We start from the raw sequence: 12,141 nt of genomic DNA, 5'->3' as shown, positions 1-12,141 counted from the left end.
AAATACAATTATACAAAAAGTGCTTGATAAATATAGAGTATGACAATACTGATCACAATCGTTAAGTTGGTGACCATACCTATAAAGGGCAATGTCTTATATTTAAATTGAATAGAATAAGGAATGATAGCTACGCCTACAGGTAACAACCATGTAATTAGCAATGTTGTTTTAATCATTTGATCTGAAACCGGTAAAAAGAAATGAACGAGTGTCCCAGCTACAATCGCTAAGCCGTAATGTAGACATAAATATTTAATTGTCACAGGCAAGTATTCTCTATCAATGCTAAAACTTAACATGACACCTAGTAAAATCATAGATAAAGGCATATTGGCTTTAGAAAGAATACTAAAGAAATCTATCGCCGGTTTCCAAATATGAATATTAGACATATTCAGTATAAACATCACAATATATGTCACGAGTGGTACAGATTGAATCAATTTTTTCCCTAAGAATTTAAAATTGAATTGGTCTGCACCTTCACTAAAATAACTCCCTACAAAGTAAGTTACTCCGAACATAATGACTGCGCCACCGATATCCGCCATACCGAAATATACCATACCCTTTTCAGGCCAAATTGCATTAACTAATGGATATGCGAAAAGTCCGATGTTCATTGACCCTGTCATCATACCCACTGAGCCACGCATGTGATTGTCATACTTTCTGAAAAACCATACAACAATGATTTTAGCAATCACACCATACACAATCATCATGATTGGTAATATAGAGAATGACATATTTAAATCGGCACTGTTTAAGTTAACGATAACGAGAGAAGGTAATGTGACATTTAATACGAGTGTTGAAAGAACTTGGCTATCTGTAGCTTTTAAATAATTGATACGCTTTAGGAAATAACCAAGTGCAATGAGTAATATAATCATGACAAATTGTTCAGTCACATGTATTCCCTCTTTCCCAAAAATTTCACTTTTTACAGTTGATAACTTTAACATATCTCTTTCAATTTTTAGAAGTGTCTTGTTTCATGATATAATCTTATTTAAATATAGTTAATAATCAATTTCAATTATAAAAGGAGATTTGTTTCTATGGATTTAGAATCTAAATTAACAGAACTTAAGTATGATTACGTACGTTTACAGAATGATTTAGATAAACGTGAATCGCTCAATCAAAATATTGACCCACTACTTAATCAATTAGAAGAAATTGAAAAAGAAATAGCAGATGTCCGCGCTAAAATGAATAGCTAATTGAGTTGAATTTAATAAAAAGATTGCGCGCGTCGACAAAGTAATGTGCATGGCATTAATAAAGCAAGTTGTTATCACAGGTTGCATCGGACAAGCTCGATCATACAAACACATCATCACATTCTAATTTGAACATTCAATGGCTATTTTTATAATTAGTTCAGGATTTACATATACCGTTGACTAGACATCCTAGTCAGCTACTTTTTATCGTGCTAATATAATATTCGTAAAGGAAAGGATGTCTCAGATGCTACTGTATCTTATCTTATTGCCCATTTTATATTTAATTGTCGCTTATATTAGTATTTTTAAAATGCGTTCAATTTTTACTAGAATTTTAAGAATTATCATGGGTGTTTTATTATTATTTGTAGTTGCTATCACTACTTTGCAATTCCCTAAAGAAAACTGGTGGGTATTTATCGTCTTATTATTGCTTGTAGGTAATATTGAAGTCACTGGCTTTAAAAAACTGAAAGACGACGAAAAAGGCGTTAACATTTTAAATATTATATCAATTATTTTGATAGTGATTTATGTGATATTGGCGCTATTCTTATATTAATAATGGAAAATCGACTTAGGCTACCATGGTGAGCGGCCTAAGTCGATTTTTTCGTTTTGTGAGTCTATTTTCTAAAAAGTTTGTTTTTAAGCGTGAATAGTATTTCGTAAATGACTGGCACGACGATGAGTGTCAGAATAGTTGATGACACAAGACCACCTATCACAGTAGCGGCCATCCCTTTTGAAATAAGAATTGAACTATCTTGACCAAATAATAGTGGTATTAAGGCACCAATTGTCGCAATGGCAGTCATTAATATCGGTCTAATACGTGTACCACCCGCTTCAATTAATGCTTCTTTCATTGCCATACCTTGCTTTTCATTATTAATGACACGATCTATTAATACAACCGCATTGGTAACAACAATACCTATCAACATTAACATACCTATAAGACTTGGTACGGAAATTGTCTCTCCGGTAATCACGAGTGCTAGCACAACCCCTATCACTGTGAATGGTAGTGAAAAGAGTATCGTAAATGGCGCAAGTCCACCCTTAAATGTAATCACAAGTATTAAGTAAACGATAATAATTGCTGCGATCATCGCTATAATAAGTTGAGAAATAGCTGTATTGATATCATCTGTCGCACCACCCACATTCAATTTAACGTTATGTGGTTTATCAATATCGTTTAATTTAGACATAACCTCTCGGGATTTTCCGCCTACGTCTTTATCAGTGACTTTGCCTGAGACAGTCGTAGCATAGTCTCCATCTTCTTGAGTTAACTTACTTGGCGTTGTAGTCTTTTGCAATGTAGCAATTTCACTTAATTTAATCGTTCCGCCTGTCGGTTTCTTCAATTCTATGTTATTCAATTTCTTCGCTGACCAATCAGTTTGTTTATTTTGCTTCACTTTAACATCGATTTTCTTACCTTTTTCTTTCACTGTTGTAATCGTCTTTTCAGGTAAGTTTTCATTTAGATTCATAGCTAATTGACTCGCAGAGATGCCGTTATCTGCTGCTTTATTTTGGTCAACTTTAATTTCATATTGATCATAAGTTTGTGTTAAATCGGATTTAACATTCGCAATACCATCAATATCTTTCATCGTTTTCTCAACTTTTTCTACAGTGCCTTTGATATCATCGGTAGAAGGACCTTTCACAGTTACTTCAACAGAATCATTTCCTGCTCCTGTACCTAGATCTTGGTTTTTCCATTCTCCTGGTTGTTTGAATTGATCAATATGTTTTAAAACTTTATCCGGTTCTTCATCGAAATTAGGTGTATCCGATTTATATTTAACCATGATAGCCATACTATTTGTACTTCCAGTTGGATCTTGTGGTGTCGGGCCTCCAACAGAATATTGCACAGTTTGAACCTTATCTTTACTATCCAAATATTTTTCAACTTCTTCAGCATGATTGAGTACTGCTTTTTCAGTTTCCCCAGGTTTAGGTGTATAAGTAAGCGCTAAGAACTTGTCATCGCCAGATGAAATGTAACTTGTTCCTAAACTTGTTGCCCCTAACCCGATGCTGCCTATGAGAATCACGATACTTACGATAATGACTATCCATTTGTGATTTAACGACCATTTAAGTATTTGACGATATCCTTGACTGATGGCGCCTAAACCTTCATATTGACGCTTTGTTTTCACACCTTTTCTGAAAAGGGTCGCACCTAAAGAAGGCACAACTGTAATAGATACAAGTAACGATGCGAGAAGACTAAACGTAATAGCCAAAGCAAATGGTCTAAACATTTCACCCACTGATCCTGATACAAATACAAGTGGTAAGAACACGACAATAGTTACTAACGTAGACGACATAATGGGTTTAAACACTTCAGTCGTAGCATTGATTATTAAATTTTCGCCTTTCAACTTTTCATTTGGATGGGATAATCTTCGGTAGATATTTTCCACTACTACAATAGAGTCATCAATCACACGACCGATGGCTACTGTTAAGGCACCCAACGTCAAAATATTTAATGATACATTACTCAATTTTAAAGTTACGAGCGCAATTAAAATAGACAATGGGATAGATACTACGGAAATCGCAGTTGTTCGAATATTTCTTAAGAATAATAGGATAACGATAATAGCCACAATTGTTCCTAATGCTGCTTTTTCAACCATTGTATAAAGAGAGTCTTGAATAGGTTTAGCCGTATCCATTGTCTTAGTTGAAGTCATGCCATGATTATTCTTAACAAATTCGTCCACTTTTTTCTGAACATCTCTTGCGACTTGAACCGTATTCGCATTTTGAGCTTTTATAATTTGTAAGTTCACTGCATCTTTACCATTCGTTTTAGAAATGGAGGTACGTTCATCTCCTACAGAGACTTGTGCAACATCTTTTAGAGGAACAGATGGCATTTTACCATCGCTACTAGATGCCTTCGAATTAGAATTTGAAGTATTTGTATTATCTTTCGGCATTAAGCTACTGTTCTCATTTTCACTATCACTACTAGAATTATCATTACTTTGACTACCTTGGCCTGCAGCAGACATTGGTATTTTAAGATTTTTCAAAGCGTCAACCGAATTGAATTCGCCATCTACAACTATAGATTTATCTGTTTTGTCGAATTGGAATAATCCTAGCGGTGTCTCACGTGTTGCAGTTTTTATGTAGTTTTCAACATCATCTGCTGTTAAACCTTTTTCATCTAATGCTTTTTGTTTAAATTTTAATGTCACTTCACGATTGGTTTGCCCATTTAATTGTGCATTTTGTACACCGTCAATCGTTTGAAGTTTTGGAATGAGTTGTTGATTTAAATCTTTGGTCACATCTTTTAAATCGTGTTGGTTGCTGGTGAATGAATAGGCGACCATAGGAAAGGCATCCATCGAATTACGTGTTAATTCTGGATCTCCTACACCATCTTTGAATTTAATTTTATCGATTTCTTTTTTAAGTTGCTCTTCTGCTTTATCCATGTCTGTGCCATTGTCATATTCAACAGTTACGATAGACGCATTTTGAATTGACTCTGTTTTGACACTTTTTACATATGCTAAGGAACGCACTTGGCTATCAATTTTACTACTAATTTCATCTTGTGTAGATTGAGGTGTCGCACCTGGCATCGTTGTTTGAACTGAAATCATTGGATTTTCTACATCTGGTAACAATTCAAGTTTTAATTTCGCGCTCGAATACACGCCCCCTAGAACGACTAATACAACCATGAGAAATATAGCAAATTTATTACCTAGTGAGAATTGTAATAATTTTTTTATCATCCTATTATTCCCTTCCACTTATAAATTCATTTATAGTAAAAAATCTGAACGTTCTAGTAATATCATAGACGCGTTCAGATTCTCATTATGTTAATTATTTACCTTTTAGTTTACGTGATAATTTAATTTTAGCTTTAGTTAGTCGTGGTTTTACTTGCTCAATAAGTTGATACAATGGTTGATTAAGTACATAATCAAACTCACCTATTTTTTCACTTAAATATGTGCCCCATACACGTTTGAATGACCACAATCCATAATGTTCTGAATCTTTGTCTGGATCGTTATCCGTACCACCGAAATCATACGTTGTTGCACCATGTTCTCGCGCATATTGCATCATAGTAAATTGCATATGATGGTTAGGTAAGAAATCACGATAATCATTCGAAGATGCACCATATAAATAATAAGATTTATTACCAGCGAACATTAACAATGCACCGGATAAGTAAATACCATCTGGATGTACTTTTTCAAGTTCGAGCATATCATTTTTAAGTTCATCCGTCTTTTTAATTTTATTATCTGTATCGTTGATTTTATTTAGTGTTTTTTTGTCTTGTTTTTTAGCTTGTAGCTTTTCTTTTTCGTTATTAAGCTCTTCCAAGTCTTTGTTAATTTTTTCTAAAACAGGCTTTGGCTCTAACTTAACTAAGAAAAGTTCGGCATCTCCATCTTCATGAAGTGCATCATAAATATTTTCAAAGTAACTAATATCGCGCGTTAAGAAGCCATCACGTTCTCCTGTAATCTTCATTAAGTTCGCAAAAGTTTGAAGTCCTTCTCGTCCTACGCGTTCTACTTTAGTGCCTCGTTTAAGAGCTAAACGTACCTTAGAACGATTACGACGTTCAAAACTTTGAATAAGTTCATCATCAGATTTATCAATTGGCGTAATCATTGTCATTCGTGGTTGGATATAATCCTTAGATAAACCTTCTTTGAAGCCTTTATGTTTAAATCCTAAATCACGTAGATTTTTTAATGCATCAGTCCCTTTATCGACTTCTACATCTGGATCAATTTTGATTGCATAGGCTTTTTCTTCTTTTGCAATTACTTTTGTATATTTTAATAATGCTTCTAGGGCCTCTTTATCACTATAATCTGTGACAAACCCTCTTGATACGTAACATAACGTATAAGGAAGTTTTGGTATTTTTTTAAATAATAATTGCCCTACACCTTTGATTTCACCATTTTCACCAACCGCAATTCTTCTAGAATACCATCCAGTCAATTTCTTAGTATCTGCCCATTTAGATAATTGCAGTAAATCGCCATTTGGATGAGATTTTACAAATGCGTCATGTTCTTGATTAGTGATATTCATCTTTTCCATGGTTTATAATATCTCCTTTATTTTACAGTAATTTTAATTATACATCCTATCTTAATCGCTGTCGATTAAGTATGCTATAAACCTTTTTAGTTCTTACATCCTGTTAATTCTTGATATAATATTTATTATTATGGGATAGAAAGAGGTTTTCTTAATGAGAAAGATTATACTATCTGTATTTATATTATTAAACATAATTGCAATAATAGTGACATTAAGCCATCCGCTTACCGTATCTTATTTTAGTCTTAGAGTGATATGTGTTGCATTAACTTTCGTTCTGTCTCTTTTCTTCTCACTTATAAGAACATCTCGTTTTGACACGATTTTAAGTATCATTTCTATTTTTATTGCGCTCATCCATATCGGCATTATCGCACAAAGTACCTACCAATATTTATACTAATTAATAGGTTCAAATCTGTATTTGGCACCTCTAATAAATATTGAATATGGCGCTGTCGCATTAGCATCTTTAATAATTAGTGTGCGGTAGCCTGATTCTTTTCCATCTTCAATTCTGAAAAGGATATCATCATCTTTCAAGATTAGATCTGTATAAGTATCATATTCATGTAAGATTTGCATATCATACCATTGCTTCCAATCCTCAACAGTTTTGTGTCGTTGACTACTACTAATTACTACTGCTTCAATTGAAAACTGCTTTTGATAAAAATCTTTCAGATGTGCTTCTCTAGACGCTTCGCTTTCGTCCCATTGTATGAAAAACGGCGGTTTAACCCTATAGTCAGGATTAGCAATATACAATAATTGCCAACCTACTTTATCGCCTTTTTTATTATCTCTTTCCATTCTTAAAGGCCCTATCGTATCAATACCTCTATCAGTTAAAGTTTGTTTTACTTGCTCAATATCATTCGTTCGCAAACTGATAGTTTTAAAACCTTGAATAAAGTTATCTTGTGCAATCTTAGTGGCAAATGATACGCGTCCCTCTTCAGACTTTGCTAACTTCTTCAATTTTTCTTTATCCTCAACGTCTAACATTTCAATATAATTCCCATTAATATAAGACAATTGGTTAAAAGTTCCAAATTTATGATGCTTACCACCGCTATGTAATTTCAATAATTTCCCAGGAAATTGAAATCGCTCGAGTTGATCGATGTAATGGATGATATGATCAAATTTGAGCTCCATCTATCTTCCCCCTCTACCTCTTATTAATGCTTATTTTAACAAAAAGCCGACCATTTTACTTTTAATATCAAAAAGAATAAAAAAGTATTGCAAAATTCATATTTCAGTCATATAATACTTTTTGTGCCAAAAAGGTTAGCTAAGCTAACTATAATGACAAAATGAGGTGTCGGCCATGTTAAACAATGATTTCTTTAATAGTTTCATCGGAGTTTATAGACCTTATATAAAATTAACACAACCTATTCTAGATAAGCATGATATCCATACAGGTCAGTGGCTTGTGCTGAGAGATATAGCTAATTTCCAACCAACTACATTGGTTAAAATTTCTCATCGTCGTTCAATTGAAAAACCTACAACTCGTAAAATTGTTAAGGTCCTACTTGAAAATAATTGGATTGTTGCTACTCAAGGTAATGACAAAAGAGAAAAATTATTAAGTTTAACGCCTGTAGGTAAAGCATTGTTCGATGCAATTAATGAAGAAGTAACGGTTGTTCAAGAAAACATTATTAAAAAAGTAGGTTTAACAGAAGCAAAGCTCTCAGAAATTATAGAGATTATGTCTCAAATTCACGAGACATTAATTAAGGAGGATAAATAATGAACGAAGCGATACCTACTAAGGATCCTATTTTCACCAAAAGTTTTAATCTTAATTTTGCGATTAATTTTTTCGTATACTTATGTATGTATTTATTAATCGTTGTCATCGCTGGATACAGTAAAACTGAATTCCATGCTTCCGATTCACTTGCAGGTCTTGTAGTAGGACTATTCATTGTAGGATCTCTAATCGGCCGTTTTATTACTGGTAAATATGTGAATCAGTTTGGTCCGAAAAAGATACTTATATTTGGATTAATTTGTTTAATCATCACACAATTACTTTATTTCATACCAGGTTCAGTTTGGTTCTTAATGATTGTGAGATTACTCAATGGTATTGCCACAGCAATCGCTACAACTGCTACAGGTACCATAGCCGCCTACGTCACACCACCTACACGAAAAAGTGAAGGTATTAGCTTATTTTCATTAAGTTTAGTATTAGGTACCGCCATTGGACCATTCTTTGGTATGTTATTAATGAATTCATTTTCAATTAAGATACTATTTATTATCTGTGTTGTTCTTGGTGTAATCAGTGGTTTGTTATCATTATTTATTAGAATTCAATTTCAAACTGTTAAAGCTAAAAATGATTCAGTAAATCAAAAAGGTTCGATTATGAGTCACTTTATTGCAAAAGAAGCGATACCAGTTGCGATTGTTATGATGCTCATTGGTGTGACTTATGCAGCAATTTTAACTTATTTACAAGCATTTGCCGTAGAAAGAAACTTAGTCACAGCGGCAAGTTACTTCTTTATCTTTTATGCGGTAGCATCTCTATTTACGCGTCCGATTGCCGGTCGTTTAATGGATGATAAAAATGAAAACGTAGTAGTATACCCAGCTTTTATCTTTTTAGTCATTAGTTTCGCAATGCTAATGTTTAGTTTCAACGGTTGGATGTTATTAATTGCTGGTATTGCCCTAGGTATTGGATACGGTAATCTATCATCATCTATGCAAGCCATTGCAATCAAAGTATCTCCATCTACAAAATATGGATTAGCTACATCTACGTATTTCATAGGCTTGGATATTGGCATAGGATTCGGACCATCATTCTTAGGTTTATTTACACATATGATTACTTATAGTCAATTGTTTGGAATTATGGGTATTCTAGGAGTAGTTACTTTGATTATTTATTTACTTGTTCACGGACGAAAAGTAAAACATCAAAGTATTTAATAACTTAACTTGATTAAGCAAAAGTAAAAATAGAAATTTCTATCATAATATATATAAGCGCCTCTAAAATGAATTTTTGAATCAATTCATTTTAGAGGCGCTTTTTATATCAATACTTCATTTATTTAGTTCTTTATTTTTACTTAGTTCGCAATACTAATGGTTTCAATTTCACCAGTCATTTTATCTAATAATTTCTTTTGTTTAGCGTCAAAGAAATAGAATACTTGTCTTTCATCTGTTTCTGAACGTAATTTTGAAATGAGTTCTTTTTTATAGATTTTTCGAATAATCACATCAATTTTACTTGTGTCCCATAACATTTCGAAATGTAAAGTATCGCGTAATTCTTTCCCACTAATCTTTGTATCTGCATATACTTTATATAAAACCACAAACTCTTCAATCGAAATACGATAAGTTGTCTTAAGCCAATGCTTTAATTGGCTCAACTCTCTTTCAGATGCAATAAAACGTTGTACTTTGTTACTCATAATAAAATGCCTCCTATGTTGATTCTTAGATGTAATGTTTGCATTATAAAATTCAATTGCTTAACTTTATTATATAACAAAGTTTGCATTTATTCTATTACAAATATTAAAATAGCGTCTAAATCTTGTTAAGAATTTAAACAATTTAAACAATCAGTTATATATTGAAAGGCATATAAAATATCTAAATAGATTTTGCCACAGCAAAGTTATCTAACGAATTGCTTTTAAATATATACATTTAAAATTCAAACAATACACAAAGCAATATTTTGAGGTTTTTAAAGGGGATTCTCATTGCTGAGAATCTTTATGTCGGGAACCCTAACCCCAGCTTGCATTGTCTGTCGATTCTCTTTTCGAGAATCTCTTTGCTGGGGCCCCTACCCCCCAATATAGTTCATGTTGATTTTTTTGTGTTTGCGGTTGGCTACGGTTTGTTCTGTTCGTTCGTCTGAGTAGCGGTCGTCTCGGATGTTCCATAGTGCTTTGAATTGGTCTTTTAATTCTTGGTCTGTAACGCCTGATCGCATAAATGATTTAACGTTGAAGCCGTCTACGGTTGCAAATAAGCAACCATAAAATTTCCCGTCTGATGATAGTCTTGCGCGTGTACATGTAGAGCAAAATGATTGAGAGACACTTGTGATTAATCCAAATTTTGCACCGTTTTCTTTGTGTCGATAATATTTAGCAACTTCCCCATAATATTTTGGCTCTACTGGTTCTATATCAAAGTGTTGTTCAACCATATTTAACATTTCGTCTTTAGTTACTACCTTACTAAAATCCCATCCATTATCATTACCAACATCCATAAATTCTATAAAGCGTATTTCAATATCTTTATCTTTAAAATAATCAATCATTGGAATAATCTGATCATCATTTACGCCTTTCTGAATCACAACATTGACTTTGACGTGAAAACCTATTGATACCGCATAGTCAATTTGTTCTAAAATGGTTGAAGCTTTGATATTTCGATTATTAATTGCTTGAAAGACTTGATCATCAATAGCATCTAAACTCACATTGATACGACGAAGGCCTGCGTCATATAACTTTTGTCCATGTTTCTTTAAGAGCAATCCATTTGTTGTTAAACCAATATCTTCTATACCTTCAATTTCATTCAATTGCTCAATCAATTGATATAAATTACGACGTAATAAAGGTTCTCCTCCAGTAATTCTGATCTTTTTCACACCTAATTCAGCATAAATACGAGAAATACGAGTCATTTCATCAAACGTAAGTAATTCATCTTTAGGTAAAAAGACAAAGTCATCACCGAATACTTCTTTAGGCATGCAATAATCACATCTGAAGTTACATCTATCCGTAACAGATAACCTTAAATCACGAATGGGTCGGCCTAACTTATCTTTAATTTGCTCTACCATAATTGGACCTCCCTATTTTTTTATTTCTAGTTTTAAAGAGTCCAAATCTTGCTGATAGTTAATATTGTTATACCAGTAATGAGGTGAATTGATTTCTGAAACGTCTAACCAATCAGTGGATAATTGTTTATAAACATTCTTCATACTATAATCACTAGATTGTAGTGCTTGTTCTATAACCTCTTTTGCGTGCGGTCCATAAAATGCAATCGTGGGTATCTTCATGTCTCCATCTTTAAAAGCTGCAATGTCTAAATGATCTTCAATTAAATGAGATATCATAAATTGATATAACCCACTGACAGCCTTACTCGTAATCATGGGTGTGTCTACAGAAACAACGAAGAACAGTTCCTCATCTGAGTACTGCTTCATTACTGAATAAATTCCTGCTAAAGGGCCCTTATCTTTATTTTCTTTATCATCAACAACTACATGTGCATACTTAAATTGTGATGCTAATTGTTGATTTGTACTAATTATAATTTCATTAAACATATTTGTTGTTGTTAAGGTTTCTATGATTTTCTGATAAAAGGTTGGCCATCAATTTCGGCGAATGCTTTTGGTTGACCAAAGCGTTCTGAATGACCACCTGCCAGTATAATTGCTTTCATTAAATTTATCCTCCACTAACTGGTGGAATAAGTGCGACAGTATCTTGTGGTTGTATGATATCGTCTTTTCTTACAAATTCCTCATTTACTGCAATTTGAAATTTTTTAGCATCAATTTCTGGATGTTGATTAAAAAGGTGAGCTTCAAACTCTTGAACCGTCATCTCTTTTTTTATATCTATTTCTTCTGATGATTGATTTAAAATCTCTTTCAATTCTGCGAAGTAAAGTACTCTCACATTATTCACCTCTCTTCGCTTCTTGATGTGTGCCTTTT

General features: G+C 33.1%; 12 protein-coding genes and 1 pseudogene. 5 read left to right on the top strand and 8 right to left on the bottom strand.

The features are described from left to right. Window positions 1-8: 8 nt before the first annotated feature. Window positions 9-917 carry an AEC family transporter gene (locus tag HMPREF2580_RS02845; protein WP_037541590.1) on the bottom strand — a complete coding sequence of 303 codons (909 nt, stop codon included), beginning with the start codon at window positions 915-917 and terminating at the stop codon, window positions 9-11. A 150-nt stretch (window positions 918-1,067) separates the two neighbouring features. Between HMPREF2580_RS02845 and HMPREF2580_RS12305 the strand changes: the two genes are divergently transcribed. Beyond that, a complete protein-coding gene (locus HMPREF2580_RS12305) occupies window positions 1,068-1,232 on the top strand; it encodes an SE1832 family protein (RefSeq protein ID WP_002443773.1) in 165 nt (54 codons plus the stop codon). Window positions 1,233-1,482: 250 nt separating this feature from the next. Further along, window positions 1,483-1,800, top strand: coding sequence for a membrane stabilizing protein MspA (mspA, locus tag HMPREF2580_RS02840; protein ID WP_037541591.1), 318 nt, complete (start codon window positions 1,483-1,485; stop codon window positions 1,798-1,800). 64 nt (window positions 1,801-1,864) lie between these two features. Here the strand turns inward: mspA and HMPREF2580_RS02835 are convergent, their stop codons facing one another. Next, complete coding sequence (locus tag HMPREF2580_RS02835; protein WP_070830341.1) at window positions 1,865-5,032, bottom strand: efflux RND transporter permease subunit; 3,168 nt, start codon at window positions 5,030-5,032, stop codon at window positions 1,865-1,867. 94 nt (window positions 5,033-5,126) lie between these two features. After that, entirely contained in the window at window positions 5,127-6,377 is a 1,251-nt protein-coding gene (locus HMPREF2580_RS02830) for a lipid II:glycine glycyltransferase FemX (RefSeq protein ID WP_070830340.1), read from the bottom strand. Between the two features lie 154 nt (window positions 6,378-6,531). Here HMPREF2580_RS02830 and HMPREF2580_RS11955 point away from each other — a divergent pair, with 154 nt between their 5' ends. Continuing rightward, complete coding sequence (locus HMPREF2580_RS11955; RefSeq protein WP_080981450.1) at window positions 6,532-6,783, top strand: hypothetical protein; 252 nt, start codon at window positions 6,532-6,534, stop codon at window positions 6,781-6,783. On the opposite strand, the gene HMPREF2580_RS02825 is transcribed toward HMPREF2580_RS11955, so the two are convergent. After that, window positions 6,780-7,541 carry a VOC family protein gene (locus tag HMPREF2580_RS02825; RefSeq protein WP_070830339.1) on the bottom strand — a complete coding sequence of 254 codons (762 nt, stop codon included), beginning with the start codon at window positions 7,539-7,541 and terminating at the stop codon, window positions 6,780-6,782. The genes HMPREF2580_RS11955 and HMPREF2580_RS02825 overlap by 4 nt on opposite strands. Before the next feature lie 175 nt (window positions 7,542-7,716). On the opposite strand from HMPREF2580_RS02825, the gene HMPREF2580_RS02820 reads away from it, so the two are divergent. After that, a complete protein-coding gene (locus tag HMPREF2580_RS02820) occupies window positions 7,717-8,148 on the top strand; it encodes a MarR family winged helix-turn-helix transcriptional regulator (protein ID WP_002443780.1) in 432 nt (143 codons plus the stop codon). Further along, window positions 8,148-9,347, top strand: a complete 1,200-nt coding sequence (locus tag HMPREF2580_RS02815) for an MFS transporter (protein WP_070830338.1) — start codon at window positions 8,148-8,150, stop codon at window positions 9,345-9,347. Before HMPREF2580_RS02820 ends, HMPREF2580_RS02815 begins: the two co-directional genes overlap by 1 nt. A gap of 143 nt (window positions 9,348-9,490) precedes the next feature. On the opposite strand, the gene HMPREF2580_RS02810 is transcribed toward HMPREF2580_RS02815, so the two are convergent. From HMPREF2580_RS02810 to moaD, 4 genes and pseudogenes are all read right to left on the bottom strand, one after another. Beyond that, the gene (locus tag HMPREF2580_RS02810) at window positions 9,491-9,841 is read right to left on the bottom strand and encodes a SarA family transcriptional regulator (RefSeq protein ID WP_002432752.1); all 351 of its coding nucleotides are present in this window, start codon (window positions 9,839-9,841) and stop codon (window positions 9,491-9,493) included. Between the two features lie 383 nt (window positions 9,842-10,224). After that, window positions 10,225-11,247: a GTP 3',8-cyclase MoaA gene (gene moaA / locus HMPREF2580_RS02805; protein WP_070830337.1), complete on the bottom strand. Its 1,023-nt coding sequence runs from the start codon at window positions 11,245-11,247 to the stop codon at window positions 10,225-10,227. 12 nt (window positions 11,248-11,259) lie between these two features. Continuing rightward, window positions 11,260-11,864, bottom strand: a pseudogene (gene mobA, locus HMPREF2580_RS02800) (molybdenum cofactor guanylyltransferase MobA). Between the two features lie 5 nt (window positions 11,865-11,869). After that, window positions 11,870-12,103, bottom strand: a complete 234-nt coding sequence (gene moaD / locus HMPREF2580_RS02795; protein WP_070830336.1) for a molybdopterin converting factor subunit 1 — start codon at window positions 12,101-12,103, stop codon at window positions 11,870-11,872. Window positions 12,104-12,141: the final 38 nt, after the last annotated feature.

The organism is Staphylococcus sp. HMSC036D05, assembly GCF_001836225.1.
Taxonomy (GTDB): domain Bacteria; phylum Bacillota; class Bacilli; order Staphylococcales; family Staphylococcaceae; genus Staphylococcus; species Staphylococcus caprae.
The sequence above is the reverse complement of the archived record's forward strand: the minus strand, read 5'-3'. Positions and strand labels throughout refer to the sequence as shown.